This is a genomic window from Bacillus sp. sid0103 (assembly GCF_019219025.1).
Genome location: NZ_JAHUWN010000001.1, coordinates 255,099 through 274,721, shown reverse-complemented (window position 1 = coordinate 274,721; position 19,623 = coordinate 255,099). Strand labels below are relative to the sequence as shown.

Annotated in this window: 21 protein-coding genes; 16 read left to right on the top strand and 5 right to left on the bottom strand. The window is 37.3% G+C overall.

Annotated features, from left to right (window positions below):
• The first annotated feature begins 3 nt into the window (after positions 1–3).
• The 7 genes from KW850_RS01340 to KW850_RS01310 all read left to right on the top strand — a co-directional run bounded on the left by KW850_RS01340 (position 4) and on the right by KW850_RS01310 (position 6,243).
• Positions 4–891, top strand: a complete 888-nt coding sequence (locus KW850_RS01340; RefSeq protein ID WP_218345781.1) for a transcriptional regulator CcpC — start codon at positions 4–6, stop codon at positions 889–891.
• 75 nt (positions 892–966) lie between these two features.
• Positions 967–1,677 carry a 2,3,4,5-tetrahydropyridine-2,6-dicarboxylate N-acetyltransferase gene (gene dapD / locus KW850_RS01335; protein WP_218345780.1) on the top strand — a complete coding sequence of 237 codons (711 nt, stop codon included), beginning with the start codon at positions 967–969 and terminating at the stop codon, positions 1,675–1,677.
• A gap of 301 nt (positions 1,678–1,978) precedes the next feature.
• Positions 1,979–3,100: an N-acetyldiaminopimelate deacetylase gene (locus KW850_RS01330; protein WP_218345779.1), complete on the top strand. Its 1,122-nt coding sequence runs from the start codon at positions 1,979–1,981 to the stop codon at positions 3,098–3,100.
• A 271-nt stretch (positions 3,101–3,371) separates the two neighbouring features.
• The gene (locus KW850_RS01325) at positions 3,372–3,920 is read left to right on the top strand and encodes a peroxiredoxin (RefSeq protein WP_218345778.1); all 549 of its coding nucleotides are present in this window, start codon (positions 3,372–3,374) and stop codon (positions 3,918–3,920) included.
• A 65-nt stretch (positions 3,921–3,985) separates the two neighbouring features.
• Positions 3,986–4,441, top strand: a complete 456-nt coding sequence (locus KW850_RS01320) for a TlpA family protein disulfide reductase (RefSeq protein ID WP_218345777.1) — start codon at positions 3,986–3,988, stop codon at positions 4,439–4,441.
• 142 nt (positions 4,442–4,583) lie between these two features.
• Positions 4,584–5,498 carry a DUF4349 domain-containing protein gene (locus KW850_RS01315; RefSeq protein ID WP_256358009.1) on the top strand — a complete coding sequence of 305 codons (915 nt, stop codon included), beginning with the start codon at positions 4,584–4,586 and terminating at the stop codon, positions 5,496–5,498.
• An 85-nt stretch (positions 5,499–5,583) separates the two neighbouring features.
• Entirely contained in the window at positions 5,584–6,243 is a 660-nt protein-coding gene (locus KW850_RS01310) for a potassium channel family protein (protein ID WP_218345775.1), read from the top strand.
• Positions 6,244–6,285: 42 nt separating this feature from the next.
• On the opposite strand, the gene rnjA is transcribed toward KW850_RS01310, so the two are convergent.
• Both rnjA and KW850_RS01300 read right to left on the bottom strand, forming a co-directional pair.
• Positions 6,286–7,953 carry a ribonuclease J1 gene (gene rnjA, locus KW850_RS01305; protein ID WP_218345774.1) on the bottom strand — a complete coding sequence of 556 codons (1,668 nt, stop codon included), beginning with the start codon at positions 7,951–7,953 and terminating at the stop codon, positions 6,286–6,288.
• Positions 7,954–7,959: 6 nt separating this feature from the next.
• The gene (locus KW850_RS01300; RefSeq protein ID WP_218345773.1) at positions 7,960–8,169 is read right to left on the bottom strand and encodes a DNA-dependent RNA polymerase subunit epsilon; all 210 of its coding nucleotides are present in this window, start codon (positions 8,167–8,169) and stop codon (positions 7,960–7,962) included.
• A 527-nt stretch (positions 8,170–8,696) separates the two neighbouring features.
• Between KW850_RS01300 and KW850_RS01295 the strand changes: the two genes are divergently transcribed.
• Positions 8,697–9,467 carry a Cof-type HAD-IIB family hydrolase gene (locus KW850_RS01295; protein ID WP_218345772.1) on the top strand — a complete coding sequence of 257 codons (771 nt, stop codon included), beginning with the start codon at positions 8,697–8,699 and terminating at the stop codon, positions 9,465–9,467.
• A gap of 54 nt (positions 9,468–9,521) precedes the next feature.
• On the opposite strand, the gene def is transcribed toward KW850_RS01295, so the two are convergent.
• On the bottom strand, positions 9,522–10,076 hold the full coding sequence (gene def, locus KW850_RS01290) for a peptide deformylase (protein ID WP_218345771.1): 555 nt from the start codon (positions 10,074–10,076) through the stop codon (positions 9,522–9,524).
• Positions 10,077–10,251: 175 nt separating this feature from the next.
• Between def and KW850_RS01285 the strand changes: the two genes are divergently transcribed.
• The 6 genes from KW850_RS01285 to KW850_RS01260 all read left to right on the top strand — a co-directional run bounded on the left by KW850_RS01285 (position 10,252) and on the right by KW850_RS01260 (position 16,870).
• Positions 10,252–10,914: a YkyA family protein gene (locus KW850_RS01285; RefSeq protein ID WP_218345770.1), complete on the top strand. Its 663-nt coding sequence runs from the start codon at positions 10,252–10,254 to the stop codon at positions 10,912–10,914.
• A 501-nt stretch (positions 10,915–11,415) separates the two neighbouring features.
• A complete protein-coding gene (pdhA, locus tag KW850_RS01280) occupies positions 11,416–12,531 on the top strand; it encodes a pyruvate dehydrogenase (acetyl-transferring) E1 component subunit alpha (protein WP_218345769.1) in 1,116 nt (371 codons plus the stop codon).
• A 3-nt stretch (positions 12,532–12,534) separates the two neighbouring features.
• Positions 12,535–13,512, top strand: coding sequence for an alpha-ketoacid dehydrogenase subunit beta (locus KW850_RS01275; protein WP_218345768.1), 978 nt, complete (start codon positions 12,535–12,537; stop codon positions 13,510–13,512).
• A gap of 176 nt (positions 13,513–13,688) precedes the next feature.
• Positions 13,689–15,017 carry a dihydrolipoamide acetyltransferase family protein gene (locus tag KW850_RS01270; protein ID WP_218345767.1) on the top strand — a complete coding sequence of 443 codons (1,329 nt, stop codon included), beginning with the start codon at positions 13,689–13,691 and terminating at the stop codon, positions 15,015–15,017.
• A 4-nt stretch (positions 15,018–15,021) separates the two neighbouring features.
• Entirely contained in the window at positions 15,022–16,437 is a 1,416-nt protein-coding gene (gene lpdA / locus KW850_RS01265; protein ID WP_218345766.1) for a dihydrolipoyl dehydrogenase, read from the top strand.
• Positions 16,438–16,627: 190 nt separating this feature from the next.
• On the top strand, positions 16,628–16,870 hold the full coding sequence (locus KW850_RS01260; protein ID WP_218345765.1) for a hypothetical protein: 243 nt from the start codon (positions 16,628–16,630) through the stop codon (positions 16,868–16,870).
• Positions 16,871–16,893: 23 nt separating this feature from the next.
• Here the strand turns inward: KW850_RS01260 and KW850_RS01255 are convergent, their stop codons facing one another.
• On the bottom strand, positions 16,894–17,328 hold the full coding sequence (locus KW850_RS01255; RefSeq protein WP_218345764.1) for a DUF1885 family protein: 435 nt from the start codon (positions 17,326–17,328) through the stop codon (positions 16,894–16,896).
• Between the two features lie 166 nt (positions 17,329–17,494).
• Between KW850_RS01255 and KW850_RS01250 the strand changes: the two genes are divergently transcribed.
• Together KW850_RS01250 and KW850_RS01245 are read left to right on the top strand one after the other, a co-directional pair.
• Entirely contained in the window at positions 17,495–17,794 is a 300-nt protein-coding gene (locus tag KW850_RS01250) for a DUF3055 domain-containing protein (RefSeq protein ID WP_218345763.1), read from the top strand.
• A 163-nt stretch (positions 17,795–17,957) separates the two neighbouring features.
• Positions 17,958–18,080 (top strand): GapA-binding peptide SR1P, encoded by a 123-nt coding sequence (locus KW850_RS01245; RefSeq protein WP_218345762.1) that lies wholly within the window; start codon positions 17,958–17,960, stop codon positions 18,078–18,080.
• A gap of 57 nt (positions 18,081–18,137) precedes the next feature.
• On the opposite strand, the gene KW850_RS01240 is transcribed toward KW850_RS01245, so the two are convergent.
• On the bottom strand, positions 18,138–19,610 hold the full coding sequence (locus KW850_RS01240) for an aminotransferase class I/II-fold pyridoxal phosphate-dependent enzyme (RefSeq protein WP_218345761.1): 1,473 nt from the start codon (positions 19,608–19,610) through the stop codon (positions 18,138–18,140).
• Positions 19,611–19,623: the final 13 nt, after the last annotated feature.

Below are 19,623 nucleotides of genomic sequence, written 5' to 3'. Positions count from 1 at the left end.
AAGTTGTCCTCATTGTCTGAATTTCAGTTATTATCAGTCCTTGCTCAGGAAATGAATATGAGAAAGGCGTCAGAACGGTTATTTGTATCCCAGCCAGCGCTATCTCAACGATTGCAAACCATTGAAAAAGATTGGGGAACAAAGCTATTTATTCGTTCGCAAAAAGGATTAGCCCTAACCCCTGCCGGTGAACATGTCATCCAATTTGTCAATGATGTATTAACGAAGCAAGAAAAAGTACGTGAAACCATTCATTCTCTCCAATCAGGGGTGTCTGGAACTTTAAAAATTGCAGTTGCTTCGATAGTAGGACAAAATTGGCTCCCTCAGGTGTTAAAGAAATTTATAGATAGGTATCCTCAAGCCAGAATTTCATTAGTTACCGGATGGAGCAGTGAAATTTTAAAATCGTTGTATGACGATCAAGTTCATGTTGGGATTATTCGTGGAACACCAGATTGGAAAGGGGTTAAGGTTCACCTTTTTAATGATCCTCTTTATTTGGTTGATAGGGAAATTACTAGTCCTGAACAAGTGTTACATACGGACCGACCATTTATTCAATTTAAAAGTGATTCAAATTATTATCAAGAAATACAAGATTGGTGGATGAGAAACTTTAAGACATCACCAAAGCGGACAGTGGTTGTCGATCAAATTGAGACCTGTAAACAGATGGCCTTTAATGGGATTGGCTACGCGATTTTACCAGCGATAACACTAACTAAAACTGATAGGGAAATCTTCAAAATACCGCTTGTAGATGAGAATAATCACCCCTTAAAACGTGATACGTGGCTTTTAGGCTATGAGTCTGCCTTTCAGTTAAAGCAAGTGAAGGCTTTTGTCGAATTAATTAAGGAATATATCGCAGAATCTTCAGAAGAATAAGGTGGTTTTTCTTGTTTTCATTGCTTTTGTTTGATAAAGTATTTTTTAGTAACGACAACTATAGGGGGCCTACTTATGAAAATGATGGATGCAAATGAAATTATTTCTTTTATTCAAAATAGTAAAAAATCTACACCAGTAAAGGTATATGTAAAAGGTGAATTAGAGGGTATTGATTTTGGAGATAATACAAAAACCTTTATTAATGGAAATACTGGTGTTCTTTTTGGTGAATGGTCTGAAATCGATGAAGTATTAGAAGCAAATAAAGGGAATATTGAAGATTACGTGGTTGAAAATGACCGTCGTAATTCAGCTATCCCATTATTAGATACAAAGCATATAAATGCACGAATTGAGCCAGGAGTAGTGATTCGTGATCAAGTGGAGATCGGGGATAATGCCGTTATTATGATGGGGGCTGTTATCAATATTGGTGCAGTTATTGGAGAAAAATCCATGATAGATATGGGAGTTGTCCTTGGTGGAAGAGCAACAGTTGGGAAGAATTGCCATATTGGAGCAGGCACCGTATTAGCAGGTGTAATCGAACCACCATCCGCTAAGCCAGTCGTAATTGAAGATGATGTTCTGATTGGAGCAAATGCGGTTGTCCTTGAAGGGGTAACAGTTGGAAAAGGCTCTGTAGTAGCTGCAGGTGCTGTAGTTACTCAAGATGTTGCACCTTATACAGTTGTAGCAGGGATGCCTGCTAGGAAAATAAAAGATATCGACGAAAAAACGAAATCGAAAACAGAAATTATGCAAGAGCTAAGACAACTTTAAAAGCGGAAGCGCCTTGCACAGGGGCGACAGGCATAAGTCGAGCCGGCGTGAAGGTTGCTTTTTAACCTTCAGGACGGATTGACCTAAATGTGTAGGCGACTGTCCTGGGACGAAGGCATAAGACGCACCCTGCAAGAAGGCGCTTTTTGCCTTCTTCAGGGGGTGGCTTATGACTCGAGTCCCAAGGAGCCGGAGCTGGATACGCTTATTACCCCGAGCCCCTAGGCGCTGGAGCTAGATAGTAAAAGCGGAAGCGTGGATTCTTTCCACGCTTCTTTTATAGGGGAGGAAAGGAACATAAATGAATCAGTTTATTAAGATCCGCCGTGACCTTCATCAAATCCCAGAACTAGGATTTCAAGAATTTAAAACACAGGCATATATATTATCTTACCTGGAGTCCTTTCCACAGGATCGAATGACCATAAAGAAATGGAAGACGGGCTTGTTTGTAAAGGTTCATGGTTTAAATCCTAAAAAAACAATTGGTTACAGAACTGATATTGATGGATTGCCTATAAGTGAAGACACTGGTTTACCGTTTTCATCGACACATACTGACAAGATGCATGCCTGTGGTCATGATTTCCATATGAGTATTGCTCTTGGGGTGTTGACTTATTTTACTGAGAACCCAATTAAAGATGACCTTTTATTTGTTTTCCAGCCTGCTGAGGAAGGACCAGGCGGCGCGGAACCAATGTTGAGATCGGAAGAAATGCAAGAATGGAAACCGGATCTAATTTTTGCCTTACATATCGCTCCAGAGTATCCTGTTGGTTCAATAGCAGTGAAGGAAGGGTTATTATTTGCAAATACCTCTGAATTGTTTATTGACCTTAAGGGTAAAGGCGGGCATGCAGCAAGACCACACGAAACGAATGATATGGTGATAGCTGCATGTGCATTGGTTAATCAACTGCAAACGATTGTTGCAAGGAATGTGGACCCTTTAGATAGTGCGGTTATAACGATCGGGAAAATTACTGGAGGCACAGTTCAAAATATTATTGCTGAAACTGCAAGACTCGAAGGGACAATTAGAACGCTTTCTGCTGAATCAATGAAAAAGGTTAAACATCGTATTGAAGCACTTGTTAAAGGAATCGAGGCAGGCTTTGAATGTAAAGCTAACATCGATTATGGCTCGATGTATCATCAGGTTTATAATACTGAAACAATTACAAGAGAGTTTATGAAATATATTCAGGAAGAAACCAATGTGAATGTCATCGAGTGCAAAGAAGCAATGACAGGTGAAGACTTTGGTTATATGCTTCAAGAAATACCCGGGCTCATGTTTTGGCTTGGTGTCGAATCACCTTATGGTTTACACCATGCAAAGTTAAATCCACATGAAGAGGCGATTAGCGTTGCCATCAATGTTATGACATCCTATTTCACGAATCTCGGAAATAGATAAGAGGCGTATTATTTGGTTCTGATTTGCATTCATGATAAAATGTAAGAGAATTAAAAGGGAAATTGTTACATATCGTCGATTATTCTTAAGCAAATAGGGTAAACTTATGAAGGGGAATGGGGTAATAATTAATAATAATTATTTAATTAAATTAATTATTATATAATATTGACCTGAAATAAGCTCTGTCCTATAATTAGTAATGTGATAAAGGATAGCAAATGAGAATTGCTATAAAGCTGATTTTATTTAATATTTGGAGGGATTTAGAATGCCTGAACGTATGGTAGGTAAACAAGCACCTCGCTTTGAAATGGAAGCTGTATTACCAAACAAAGAATTTGGTAAAGTTAGTCTAGAAGAAAATATGAAAAACGATAAGTGGACTGTATTATTCTTCTATCCAATGGACTTTACATTTGTTTGTCCAACAGAAATCACAGCCTTATCTGACCGTTATGAAGAATTTGATGATTTAGATGCAGTTGTAATTGGTGCATCAACAGATACTATTCATACTCATCTTGCTTGGATTAAAACAGACCGTAAAGAAAATGGTCTTGGCGATTTAAATTATGCATTAGCAGCAGATACGAACCATGTTGTTGCTCGTGACTACGGTGTACTAATTGAAGAAGAAGGTATCGCGCTACGTGGATTATTCATCATCAGTCCAGAAGGTGAATTAATGTACTCTGTTGTGAACCACAATAATATCGGCCGTGATGTTGATGAAACTTTACGTGTTCTTCAAGCATTACAAACAGGCGGTCTTTGCCCGGCGAACTGGAAGCCTGGACAAGCTACATTGAACGTCTAATTAGTAGAAAAAAGATAGACCTAACCTTTTAAAAGCGTTAGGTCTTTTTAATAGGAGGAATACTCATGAAATTACGTGAACCCATGCCAGAATTAACCGGTGCTGTAGAATGGTTAAATGGTGAAGTGACAAAAGCGGATCTAATCGGTGAAAAACCAACATTAATCCACTTTTGGTCGATTAGCTGCCATCTTTGTAAAGAAGCAATGCCCCAGGTTAACCAATTCCGTGATGATTTTAAGGACAAGTTAAATGTGGTTGCCGTTCATATGCCTCGATCTGAAAACGATCTAAATTTAGAAGAAATTAAACAAGTGGCAGCTGAACATGGGATTAATCAACCAATTTTTGTAGACAGTGAGCATAAGTTAACAGAAGCATTCGAAAACCAATATGTTCCAGCTTATTATGTCTTTGACCGTGAAGGTAAGCTTCGCCATTTCCAAGCAGGCGGAAGCGGCATGAAAATGCTCGAAAAACGTGTAAACCGTGTATTAGATGAGTTAGAAAAAACCGAATAATATTGTTGAAAAAAAGTTGTCCGTTGTGTACCAATCGGCAGCTTTTTTTTTTAGACTGTAACCTTGCCTCTTTTTAATCGTCGGTATTAATAAATATGCATTAATACCGACCATTAAAATATAGAAAAAGGGGTGTCTTATGTTGACAAATATAAACCGAAGGTTACCTATCTTATTTATTATTGTACTAGCATGGCTTGCTGGCTGCAGTGCTAGCAGCGAAGAAAAAAGTGAGAAAGTAAATCAAGATAATAATGTGGCGATGGATAGCGCTAGTTCGGGAAGTGGAGAGCAAGCTAACTTTTATGTGGGTGAAGCAGGAAAGGCAGAAAAAACAGCTGAAACGGCAAAACTAAAAATTCAAAATCAAATGATCATTTATCAAGCAGAACTTCAGCTGCGTGTAAAAAAATTTGATAAAACGGTCCAAACTCTTGAAGAAAAAGTTATCAAATATGGTGGCTATATAACGGAGTCCAATGTGTCAAAAGAGGGGAATGAGCAGGTGAGTGGCAGCATCAAAATAAGAATCCCGCAAAAGAACTTTCAGGCCTTTTTACATGATGCTGAGAGCCAAGCTGCTGAAGTTTTGCAAAGGAATATAACCGGACAGGATGTAACGGAGGAATATGTGGATCTTGAGTCCAGATTGAAATCAAAAAGGGTAGTGGAAGAACGTTTAACAACTTTCATGAAAAGTGCTGTAAAAACAGAAGATTTATTAAAAATTTCAGCTGATTTGGCGGTTGTTCAGGAAGAAATCGAGGCCATTGAAGGAAAGATGAAGTTTTTAGAAAATCAAACATCCCTTTCTACGGTTAACATAAACTTATACGAAAAAAGAGTAGTTATTCCATCTATTGAGAAAGACAAATTAAATACATGGGAGAAAACAAAAAAACAATTTATGAAAAGTATTAATTTGTTATTAGTTGGCTTATCAGATTTAGTTATCTTTATCATAGGCAACATACCAATTTTAGCTATTTTAGTTTTACTTGGAATTTTTTTCTTTACCTTATATAGAAAGAAGAAGAACAGAAACCGACCAGAGTAAACAGGTGATTCTCCCTATATTCCTTTAATAAAAAATGCTAAAATGAGACCATATGAGATTATGATGGAAATAGAGGAGTTTGTTTATGAAAAGGAGCTTTGCAGTTATTGGGCTTGGCCGATTCGGTGGCAGTATTTGTCGTACTCTTACTGATGAGGGGATGGAAGTGCTCGCAATTGATAAGAATGAGGAACGTGTAAATGAATATGCAATGATTGCATCCCATGCGGTTGTAGGGGATACAACAGACGAAGCGGTTTTAAAGAGCTTAGGGATACGTAACTTTGATCATGTAATCGTTGCTATTGGCGATGATATTCAATCAAGCATCCTAACAACCCTTATTCTCAAGGAATTAGGAGTAGACCGTATTACCGCTAAGGCTCAAAATGATTACCATGAAAAAGTTCTTCGTAAAATTGGAGCAGACAATGTCGTTCATCCAGAAAGAGATATGGGAAGACGAATAGCCAACAATATGGCCTCTAGTAACGTTGTTGATTATCTTGAACTTTCAGCTGAACACAGTATTGTAGAAATTGTTGCAAATGGAAAACTTAGTGGTAATACAATTATGGATTTAGATATTCGTAAAAAATATGGTTTGAACATTGTTGCTATTAAAAGAGGAGAAGAAATTATTGTTTCTCCACAAGCTAGAGAAACATTTCACGTTAATGATGTGTTAATTGTGATAGGAAATGACCAAGACATCGATCGATTTGAAAAAAGAGTATTGGAATAAGAAAAGCGGAAGCGCCTAGAACAAGGCTTCCGCTTTTTTTATTTATACTTCCATAATGATTGGTAAAATCATTGGTCTGCGTTTTGTTTTTTCATAAAGGAAAGGTGCCAGTGTATCAGTGATCTCGTTTTTAATTTCCGACCATTGACTTGTTTTTCTTTCCATTACCCTATTAAGGTGTTTGGTGATAAGACTCTGTGCATCGTTGATTAAATCGCCCGATTCTCTCATGTAAACAAATCCTCGTGAAATTAAGTCAGGCCCGGATGCGATTTTGAATTCTTTCATATTTATACTTACAACCACCACGACTAAACCTTCCTCAGATAGGATTCTACGGTCACGTAAGACGATATTTCCGATGTCCCCTACGCCACTGCCGTCAATATAGACTGAGCCGGATGGGATCTTTCCTGCAACCTGAGCAGTATCTTCAGAAAGAGCTAGTACTTCACCATTATCCATAATAAAACAATTTTCTTCTTGTACTCCGCAATCAACAGCAATCTTGGCGTGCATTTTTTGCATACGATATTCACCGTGAATTGGCATGAAGAACTTCGGTTTGATTAAACGAAGCATAAGTTTTTGTTCTTCCTGCCCTCCATGACCAGAGGTATGGATATTACTAAGTTTTCCGTGAATGACTTCAGCGCCAGCTCTGTAGAGCATATTAATGGTTCTGCTCACGCTAATTGTGTTCCCTGGAATAGGTGAGGAAGAAAATACAACTGTATCGCCAGGAATGATTTGAATCTGTCTGTGCGTACCATTTGCAATTCTTGATAATGCGGCCATCGCTTCACCCTGACTTCCAGTACATAGGATGGTTACTTTATCAGCAGGTAGTCGATTAATTTGATTCGCTTCAATAAAAGTCTCTTTTGGTGCATTAATATATCCTAGCTCAAGACCGATATTGATAGCAGCTTCCATACTGCGGCCAAAAACGGCTACTTTTCGTCCGTAAACTACAGCGGCCTCAACTACTTGCTGGAGTCTGTGAATATTTGATGCGAAGGTTGCGAAGATGATACGGCCGTCTACTTTACGGAAAATATCGTTAATGCTGTCGCCAACCCGGCGTTCTGACATCGTAAACTCAGGTATTTCACTATTCGTACTATCTGAGAGTAAACAAAGTACGCCTTCTTTTCCGATCTCAGCCATTTTAGTGAGGTTGGCTGGTTCACCAACAGGGGTAAAATCAAATTTAAAATCACCAGTATGGACAATTTGTCCAGGCGGTGTTTTAACAACGATCCCATAAGAATCCGGAATACTGTGTGTAGTGCGGAAAAAGGTAACCGAAGTTTTGCGGAATTTGATCACATCGTCTTCTTTTATGTCTATTAGCTTAGCATTTCTTAATAAGCCGTGTTCTTCAAGTTTATTTTTTATTAATCCAAGAGCGAGTTTTCCACCATAAATAGGAACATTGATTTCGCGTAGTAAATAGGGTATCCCGCCTATGTGATCTTCATGTCCGTGTGTAACAAATAAACCTTTTATCTTCTCTTGGTTTTTAACCAAATAGGCATAATCCGGAATAACATAATCAATACCTAATAGCTCGTCCTCAGGAAATTTTATGCCGGCATCAATTAATATTATTTCATCCTGGAACTGAACTGCGTACGTGTTTTTGCCAATTTCGCCTAATCCACCGAGGGCAAAAACTGCAGTTTGATCATTCTTAACAAATTTCATAAATTATCATTTCTCCAATACTTTATAGTCTTCATTTTGACGTTCATAATTAAGATGAGCTCCCTTAACTTCTTGAACAGATTCAACATTATACCCACGATCGGCAATCTTTGAGCGGACGTCTCTTACCGAATCACCTTCAATATAAAGGGTTTTTGTATTTTCTCTGACAGGTACTTCAGTGATTCTTTCTTGATAATATACTTTAAATATCATTACATATCGCTCCTAACTTGGGTCATAACTTTTTCTATTATATAAAACATTTTCATCTTTTTCATTTATTTTCTTTGGAAAACATTAGACTTGCATGAAAAGTATGTAAAAAAGAATCGTTGTTTTTACAATTTACAATAACGAAGGAGCCCTTCGCAAGTATGAAGGGCCCTAACTAATTAAATTTAGGCAATGGATTTTTTTCGTAGTAAATCATTCCACTGTTTTAAAAGCTTCTTTCTTAGCTTCTTTAACATAGTGGATCATCTCCTTATCTCTTATTTTATACGATCCTTGTCCAATGTAAAGTAAGCGATGGCAGATTATTGAAGTTTTTTTAAAATAAGAGTATTTTTACTTTATTATATGATAAATATGCTGCTTCAATCATGGTTAAACATGGAATTACATAGACAATTTAAAAATTGACATTTATTAATATAGAGTTTAGTGTGTTAAACAATAAATAACACATAGACCAGTTCTATTGCCGGCTAGTGGATACTATAAAAGGAGTTCATATTAAAATGAAGAAAATCGTATTTTTTGATATAGATGGCACATTGCTTGATCATGAAAAAAACCTTCCAGAAAGCACAAAAAATGCCATCGATTTATTAAAGAAAAATGATGTATTTGTTGCTATTGCCACTGGAAGGGCCCCGTTTATGTTTGAGGGCCTGCGTGAAGCACTTGAAATTGATTCCTATGTAAGTTTTAACGGTCAATTTGTTGTCTTCGAAAATGAAGTAATCTATGAGAATCCTTTGAATGAAGAAGAGTTAAAAAAATTATTTGAACATGCAAAAACAAACGATCATCCGTTAGTTTTTATGAATGAGAAAACCATGAAGGCAAGTGTGAAACATCATCCTTATATTGAAAAAAGTTTGGGAAGCTTAAATTTCCCTCATCCAGATGACGATGACACCTTTTATGTAAATCGAAAGATGTACCAAAGTCTGCTTTTTTGTGAAGATCAACATGAAAAATTATATTTTTCTAACTACCCTCACTTTGACTTTATTAGATGGCATCCATATTCTGTCGATGTGTTGCCAAAGGGTGGTTCTAAAGCAGAAGGCATCAAAAAGATGATCGAACGATTAGGATTTGAGTTAAAGGATGTCTACGCATTCGGGGATGGATTAAATGACTTAGATATGTTAAAGGCGGTTGGTACAGGCGTTGCTATGGGGAATGGTGTTCAAGAGGCGAAGGAACTCGCTGATCTTATAACAAGTGATGTTTCTAATGATGGTATTTGGAATGGACTAAAAGAATTACAGTTAATATAGGTAAAGAACCGACCTAAGGTCAGGTTCTTTACCTTTTTTTGCAACTTCAAGTTGTTAACGTTCAATTGCAATAGCGCCCTCAATCGGTCTTAACGGATCTTCATGATTGATGTAATCATAAAACATAACACCATTTAAATGATCAATTTCATGTTGAAAACAAATAGCAGGAAGTCCTTTTAAACGAAGTTTTACTTCTTCACCGTCTACTGTAGTACCCTTTACCGTGATTCTTGCGTATCTCGGGACATTGCCTGGGATGGGTCTATCAACTGAAAGACAGCCTTCACCTGCTTGTAAATAGGCTTTTTCAACAGAGTGGCTGATAATTTTGGGGTTAAATAACGCATAACTATAAAGAGTTCCAGTTTCATCAGTAAGATGCACCGCAATCATCCGTTTCAACACATTGATTTGTGGGGCAGCTAAGCCGATGCCTGGGCGCAGCCCGAATTGTGCAGATATTTCAGGGTTTTGGCTATTAATGACATATTCTAATAAACTGTTCAGTATTTGTTTATCCTCTTCTGAGGGCGGCATGGAGACTTCTGCAGCCACTTTTCTAAGGGAAGGATGGCCATCTCGAATGATATCTTCCATCGTTAACATGATTCCACTCACTCCTGTACTTAACTAAATTATTAATATTCATTAGTCTATCAGACAATTAATAAAAAGTTAACATTTTAAAGTTCTTCCCATCTAGTTCGGTTATAATCTGGATATTGTCAAATAATCCAAGTCTCGATATAGTAGAATATGGAATAGGCAGGAGGTTTAAAACATGTCACAAAGAAAAAAGATTAATTTTATTTTTTTTATATTGGTATCAGTTGTTATTTTTACAGGATGTACGAAAGAAAAGACACCTGAAGAAAAAATGTATACCGTGTTAGAAAAAGTTGTTTCGGCGGAAAAGGGATTTGAGGAACAACAGAACCCGCTTGTGACCCTTGAAAAGAAGGAAAAAGTGATTTATGACCAAATTATTGAACTGGGTATGAAAGAATATGATCAAATCGTTAAGCTGTCGGATAAAGCACTTTTATTAGCGGATCAAAGAAAAGAACTTATGGAAAAAGAAACAAACAGTATAAAGGAATCGGAGAAAGAATTTAAAAAGGCCGCAAAGTTAAAGGATAAATTTGAAGATCAAAGCTTAAGGAAATCAGCTAATGAACTATATGAGATTATGATGGAAAGATATAAAGCGCATGATGTGTTATACCTTGAATATAATGAGTCGCTTAAAAATGATAAAACTTTGTATGAAATGTTCAAAAATAAAAATCTTCCATTAGATGATCTTGAAGCCCAAGTAAATAAGCTCAATGAAACGTATAAAAAGGTTTATGATGCCAATAAAAAATTTAATATGTTAACAGAACAATACAACGATAAAAAGATGACATTTTATAAGCAGGCAGGGCTAGACATAAGTAAATAAACGCTATTTCATAAAAATAATCGGCATCTCATGCCGATTTTTTTATATTATAACAACTTCAATAAAAGAAAATAAATATATAACAGATATTAAAAATTCGGTAATACAGAAAAAATAATATACATTTCTTTAGCAACATATCTGTGTTGAAAAATATTAATACATAGTATTTGACGTAAAAAAACTAATGATGTAAACTTGTAAAAGAATTCATTAATTGTATCAATGATGTTACATAAAATAATGGTACAGAATAAAATGTAAGTAAGATAAAAGATAATTCGTTTTAACTTATCTTTTCTGTGAAAAACTATTTAGTAGTATGTTTTAAGAACTAAGCTAGCCAAAATTCTATGTAATATCACGAGTTTATCCATTGCAAAGTAAAAAACCGATGGACCAAACCATCTGGCTTTGAATCTTTAGTTTTTGGGTATTCTAACTTAGTGGATTATATTTTAAAAAATTTAGCTCCCGAATCGAAAGGAAGAGGTGACCCAAATGGTTTCTAAAACTCAAAACGCCAAGTTTGATGCGAAGAAAACACTAGAAGTTGTTGAAGAACAATTTCAAACACTTCAAATTCTAAATGAAGCTGGTGAAGTGGTAAACGAGGCGGCAATGCCAGACATTACTGATGAACAACTTCAGGAATTAATGCGTCGCATGGTTTATACACGTATTCTTGACCAGCGCTCTATTTCTTTAAACCGTCAAGGAAGATTAGGTTTCTATGCACCAACGGCAGGACAAGAAGCATCTCAATTAGCTTCCCAGTTCGCACTAGAAAAAGAAGATTTTATCTTACCAGGATATCGTGATGTACCACAAATTATTTGGCATGGTTTACCTTTATACCAAGCTTTTTTATGGTCAAGAGGTCACTTTGAAGGCGGACAAATTCCTGAAGGAGTTAATATCGCAATTCCGCAAATTATTATCGGTGCACAGTATGTTCAGACTGCTGGTGTAGCGCTTGGATTTAAAAAACGTGGAGTAAAAGCCGTTGCAATTACCTATACAGGTGACGGTGGTACTTCTCAAGGGGATTTCTATGAAGGAATGAATTTTGCGGGCGCCTATAAAGCACCAGCCATCTTTATTGCTCAAAATAACCGTTTCGCAATCTCAACTCCTGTTGAAAAGCAATCAGCTGCAAAAACGCTTGCTCAAAAAGCAGTTGCAGCAGGTATCCCTGGTATTCAAGTTGATGGTATGGATCCTTTAGCGGTATATGCTGCAACTCGTGAGGCACGTGAACGTGCAATTAATGGCGAAGGCCCAACATTCATTGAAACATTAACATACAGATATGGTCCTCATACCATGGCTGGTGATGATCCAACTCGCTATCGTACGGCTGACCTTGACAATGAATGGGAAAAGAAAGATCCATTAGTTCGTTTCCGTAAATTCCTTGAAAAGAAGGGTCTATGGACTGAAGAAAAAGAAAATGAAGTCATCGAACAAGCAAAAGAAGACATTAAGGAAGCAATCAAAAAAGCTGACGGGGCACCTAAACAAAAGGTTACTGACTTAATGTCCATTATGTATGAGGAAATGCCTCAAAACCTAAAAGAACAATATGAAATATTTACAGAAAAGGAGTCGAAGTAAGCCATGGCTCAAATGACAATGATTCAAGCAATTACAGATGCATTACGTACTGAGTTACGTAATGATCCGGATGTTTTAGTTTTCGGGGAAGATGTTGGTGTAAATGGTGGGGTTTTCCGTGCAACTGAAGGATTACAATCAGAATTTGGCGAAGATCGTGTTTTTGATACACCGCTTGCTGAATCCGGTATCGGTGGATTAGCGGTTGGTCTTAGTCTCCAAGGCTTTCGTCCTGTTCCAGAAATCCAATTTTTTGGTTTCGTTTATGAAGTAATGGATTCTATTTCTGGTCAAGCAGCTCGTCTTCGTTATCGAACTGGCGGCAAATTTAATGCACCTGTTACATTCCGCTCGCCATTTGGAGGCGGCGTACATACACCAGATATGCACGCTGACAGCTTAGAAGGACTAATGGCTCAACAACCAGGTCTAAAAGTTGTTATTCCATCAACTCCATATGATGCAAAAGGGCTCCTTATTTCATCAATCCGTGATAATGACCCTGTTATTTTCCTAGAACATATGAAGCTATACCGTTCTTTCCGTCAAGAAGTGCCTGAAGAGGCATATACAATTCCATTAGGAAAAGCGGAAGTAAAACGTGAAGGTACAGACGTATCAATTATTACTTACGGAGCAATGGTTCATGAGTCACTAAAGGCTGCAGAAGAGTTAGAAAAAGAAGGTTTTTCTGCGGAAGTAATTGATTTACGAACTGTTAGCCCAATTGACCTTGAAACGATTATTGCATCTGTTGAAAAAACAGGCCGTGCGATTGTAGTACAAGAAGCACAAAAACAAGCTGGTATTGCAGCTAATGTTGTTGCTGAAATAAATGATCGTGCCATTTTAAGCTTGGAAGCACCAGTATTACGTGTGGCTGCTCCAGATACTGTTTTCCCATTCCCACAAGCAGAAGCTGTTTGGCTTCCAAATTATAAAGATGTAATTGAAACAGCTAAAAAAGTGTTAACCTTTTAATTAATTTTTTGGCTGTGTTAATGCTTATTTTTGATATTATAGCAATGTTGATTGGATCGAAGCGCCTGGAGCGCAAATCAACAAACACGAATAACACAGCCAATTTTTTATTGGACGATCTAATTACTAAAGTTACGATGCTAAAAAATACATGTAATTTAGGAGGATGAATCCTAGTGTCATTTCAATTTAAAATGCCTGACATCGGTGAAGGTATTCATGAAGGCGAAATTGTTAAATGGTTCGTAAAACCAGGTGACAAAGTTCAAGAAGATGATGTACTTTGTGAAATTCAAAATGATAAAGCAGTAGTTGAAATCCCATCCCCAGTTGAAGGGACAGTTCAAGAAGTATTAGTAGGTGAAGGAACTGTCGCAACTGTAGGACAGGTTTTGGTAACTTTTGATGCCCCAGGATACGAAAACCTTCAATTTAAAGGCGATGAACATACAGAAGCACCAAAGGCAGAAGAAAAACCAGCAGCACCTGCACCTGCACCTGAAGTGAAGCAAGATGCAGCACCTCAACCAGCAGCTGTAGCAACTGCACCACAAGTTGAAGTGGATCCAAATCGTCGAATCGTTGCCATGCCTTCTGTTCGTAAATATGCTCGTGAAAAAGGTATTAACATCCAATTAGTTCCTGGAACAGGAAACCATGGTCGAATCCTTAAGAGCGATATCGATACCTTTGCAAGCGGTGGAGCAGCACCTGCACCACAAGCAGCTACAAATGCAACTGTAGCAACAGAAACAGCTAAAGTTGAAGCACCACAAGCAGCAGCTGCGATTCCTCAAGGTGAATACCCAGAAACTCGTGAGAAAATGAGCGGTATTCGTAAGGCAATTGCAAAAGCTATGGTTAATTCCAAGCATACTGCACCACATGTAACACTTATGGATGAAGTGGACGTAACTAAACTTGTTACACACCGTAAGAAATTTAAAGAAGTGGCTGCTGCAAAAGGAATTAAACTTACATTCTTACCATACATCGTTAAAGCATTAACAAGTGCATTACGTGAATTTCCAGCATTAAACACTTCACTTGATGATGCAACAAGCGAAATTATTCATAAGCATTATTATAATATTGGTATTGCAGCTGACACGGAAAAAGGCCTGCTAGTTCCAGTTGTAAAAGATGCAGATCGTAAATCAGTTTTCTCAATTTCTAATGAAATCAATGAATTAGCTGGAAAAGCCCGTGATGGTAAGCTTGCTCCTAATGAAATGAAGGGCGCTTCATGTACGATTTCCAACATTGGTTCAGCTGGCGGTCAGTGGTTCACTCCACTAATTAATCATCCGGAAGTTGCTATCCTAGGTGTGGGGCGAATTGCAGAAAAACCAATCGTAAGAAATGGTGAAATTGTTGCAGCACCAGTTCTAGCTTTATCATTAAGCTTTGACCACCGCATGATCGACGGAGCAACAGCACAAAATGCATTAAATCATATTAAACGTTTATTGAACGATCCAGAACTATTGTTAATGGAGGCGTAATATAATGGTCGTTGGAGATTTCCCAATTGAAACAGATACTATAGTCATCGGAGCAGGCCCAGGGGGATATGTTGCAGCTATTCGTGCAGCACAGTTGGGTCAAAAAGTAACAATTGTTGAAAAAGAATATGTAGGCGGCGTTTGCTTGAATGTTGGATGTATTCCTTCGAAAGCATTGATTTCAGCAGGGCACCGATACGAAACAGCTATGCATTCGGATTCTTTTGGAATTACCGCTGAAAATGTAAAAGTGGATTTTTCAAAAGTTCAAGAATTTAAAGCTGGCATCGTTAATAAGTTAACAAGTGGTGTTGAAGGCTTATTAAAAGGAAATAAGGTTAACATTGCTCGCGGTGAAGCCTTCTTTGTGGATGCCAACACACTACGTGTTATGGATGAAAATTCTGCTCAAACTTATACCTTTAAAAATGCGATTATCGCGACAGGATCCCGTCCTATTGAACTTCCTACCTTTAAATATTCAAAGCGGGTTCTTAATTCAACTGGTGCACTTAACTTAAACGAAATCCCTGAAAAAATCGTTGTTATCGGCGGCGGTGTAATCGGGATTGAATTAGGGGGAGCTTACGCGAACTTTGGCACACAGGTTACGATCTTAGAAGGTGCGGAAGAGATTTTAGGTCTTGGTGCTTTTGACAAACAAATGGCTGCACTTGTAAAACGTACCATGAAGAAAAAAGGTGCAGAATTCTATACAAAGGCGTTAGCTAAGGGTGTTGAAGAAACCGAAAATGGTGTTGTAGTAACATTCGAAACAAAAGGCGAAGAAAAGAAAATCGAAGCAGATTATGTTTTTGTTATGGTCGGACGACGTCCAAACACCGATGAAATGGGCTTAGAACAAGTGGGTGTAAAATTAACTGAACGCGGACTAATTGAAATCGACAAACAATGCCGTACCAATCTTAGCAATATCTATGCTATTGGTGATGTTGTTGCGGGTCCTCAATTGGCGCACAAAGCTTCATATGAAGCGAAAATTGCTGCTGAGGCAATTGCTGGTCACACCTCTGAAATTGATTATTTAGGTATTCCTGCTGTAGTCTTCTCAGATCCTGAATTAGCTTCAGTTGGATATACAGAAGCACAGGCAAAAGAAGAAGGAATCAATGTTAATGCTGCTAAATTCCCATTTGCTGCTAATGGCCGTGCATTATCATTAGACAGCGCTGATGGTTTCTTGAAACTCATTACGCGGAAAGAGGATGGACTTGTCATTGGAGCACAAATTGCTGGCACAAGTGCATCAGATATGATTGCTGAATTAGGGCTTGCGATCGAAGCAGGAATGACTGCAGAAGATCTTGCTATGACAATTCATGCACATCCAACACTAGGAGAAATCACAATGGAAGCGGCAGAGGTTGCTTTAGGAAGCCCAATCCATATTATGAAATAAAGTAGTAAGAATAAAGTCCTTTTCGTTCATTAGCGAAAAGGACTTTTTCTATCTTTGCCGAATTCTAATGTAAAAAGCAAAAAAATTCCTGCCTTTATAAAAACAAAAATATATCTCTCGTTTTTAGAACATATACTTAAAGAACTAGCATTCTGATATGAATTTGAATGTATTAAGAGTGGTGATAAATATGAGGGTCTATATTGTTGTGATACTACAATTTATCATTTGGAGCGGATATACATTTATTGAATGGTTGTCAAAGCACGACCAGCTAATTTATAAAGTCATCATGTTTTTCGTGTTTTTTTATTTAGCATTTTTAATTGGAAACCAGGTAACAAAATCAGCACGTAAAACTCTATTTATTACTACTTTAAGCCTTGTCATTTACACTTCGATTCATTATACGATGGAAATGTTTATGCATTAAAAAAAGCCCCTTTAGGAGCTTTTTTATTTTCGTGGATAGTAATACATGATGCGTTCATTAAAAAGGTGGAGTTCCCCTTGCAGTTTTTTCGCAAGGTATTTGCAAAACTCATTCGCTTTTCCTTTATCACCATAAGTAGATTGTTCTGGTAAAGTGACTTGTATGTACGTTTGTTCCAGTTCTTGACCTTCTTCCTTTCGAATCGTTTCCTGGTCAACTCCAATTAAAATGGCAAAATAGCGATCATCATTTGAGTGTAGATAAAACCATTTTCCTTGAGCTTCTGCTGTTTCCTTAATTTCATATGGGAAGGCTGACTCTCCGTATTCCCATCCTATTTGATTGCCTGTTTTGGTAGTGTTATTTTTATACTCTTTAAATAGTTCCTTTACTTCCTCTATAGTTACTGTTTGTTTAGCAGATGAAGGCACTAGCTTAATGTATGCGTTAACAGCCATCATCATTCCCCCCTACTAGTCAGTTAATATTAACTCTCTTTATTCTAGCACTGAATAAAATCTTATGACAACTATAGCTTCAAATAAATGTACAAGTTTCTTGTTTCTTATGAGGATTTAAATTATAATAATATTCTAAACATTCTTATAAAAAAGGAGGAACAATATGGATATTTTTGAAAAACTTTATGATGAGCATGAAAACGCAAAAGTAAGGTTTATTGGATTTACCACGGAAAGTACACGCTATGATTTCGGAATTATTTACACCAATATGTTTTTTGGAAAGCCGTTAGTTGTCTGCATGCAAACAGGCCGCTCCACTCTCCTTGACCCCAAAGATATTGAAGATATTGACTACCTTCAAGCCGTATTCCGTATCCCTGATCAACAGCAGGCAGCAGATTTAGCTGAGTTTTTCAGCGAAACACTTCCATCCATCCCATTTGTCACCCAATATGAGTAATTTTTCAAGAAAAGGCCAATTTAGGCCTTTTTTTGTGAGAATTATTTTTAATGTGACATACAATTTAGGCTTGATATTTATAATGTGATATATTATTATGTGATTAAGGCTAAATAAATACTTTGTTTTATAGACATTCAATAATGAAAAGGGGATTGAACAGATGGGTACTTTAGTATGCCAGACATGTAATTCTACTATTGATCATTTTGAAGATGAAAAAGTAACGGTGCTTTATTCTAAATGCAATTGTTGCGATGATCATCATAAAGAGGAAGATTTATAATCAGTAAATATAAATAAAACAGGATTCCGAAATGGAATCCTGTATTTTTGTTTTATTTTATTTAATTGCCTTATATTCTTTAATGACGAGAAGGGATTTAATCTCATCATCTTCAGGCCCTTGGACAGGAAGCCCAGCTTCAAGGTTTTTCCGGATATAATGGAGGTTCTCTTTTGTAATAATCTCTCCAGGGATAAAAATTGGGATTCCTGGTGGATACACCATAACAAATTCTGCAATGATTCTGCCTTCTGATTCTTCAAAAGGGATTACTTCTGTTTCTGCATAGAATGCATCACGTGGTGTTAATGCAAGCACAGGAATTTCAGGAAGAAGGACTTCTACTTGTTCTATTTTTTCGGGACGGTGTTCGCATTCATCCGCTAATTCTTTAAGAGCATTTACAAGGATGTCTGCTTCCTGTGCAGTGTCTCCCAGTGTGATAATACAAAGAATATTATATAAATCGGAAAGTTCCACTTCGATATTATGTTTTTCCCTCAGCCACTTTTCCACATCATACCCAGTTAAGCCAAGGTCTTTAACAGATATTATTAACTTTGTTGGATCGTAATCAAAGGTAGCTTTTGACCCTAAAATTTCTTCGCCAATACAATGAAGATGCTCAATTTCATTAATTCTTTTGCGAATCGATTGTGCTACTTTAATGGTATTGTCAATTAGCTCTCTTCCTTTTGTAGCTAATTGCTTGCGAGCGACATCAAGTGAAGCAAGCAATAAATACGAGGTAGAGGTAGTTGTTAGCATACTTAGAATGGATTGGACATGTTTGGCAGAGACAAGGCCTTCTTTTACATTAAGAATCGAACTTTGGGTCATCGAACCGCCAAGTTTATGAACGCTAGTGGCAGCCATATCTGCACCAGCCTGCATCGCAGACAGTGGCAGTTCCTCATGAAAATGTATATGAACACCATGGGCTTCATCCACCAGAACAGGAATCTCATAGGAGTGTGCAATTTCAACAATCTTTTTTAAATCACCAGAGATACCAAAATAAGTTGGGTTGATCACTAATACCGCTTTCGCATCCGGATGCTGTTTTAGAGCTCTTTCGACTGCATCTGGAGTAATACCATGAGAAATTCCTAATTCCTTATCAATTTCAGGCTGGATAAACACTGGAATCGCTCCGGAAAAAACTATCGCTGACATAATGGATTTATGGACGTTTCTTGGAACGATAATTTTATCGTCTGGTCCACAAACAGCCATGATCATCGCAATAATGGCACCGCTAGTACCTTGTACAGAAAAGAATGTCCGGTCAGCACCAAATGCTTCTGCAGCTAAATCTTGTGCTTGTTTGATAATCCCTTTTGGCTGATGCAGATCGTCTAGTGGTCCGATATTGATTAAATCAATAGACAAAGCATTATCACCGATAAAATTGCGGAATTCAGGGTCTATCCCAGCACCTTTTTTATGACCAGGAATATGGAATTGAATTGGGTTTTTTTTCGCATGTTCTAGTAAACCGCTAAATAGCGGTGTTTGATTTTGAGACAATTTTCAACCACAC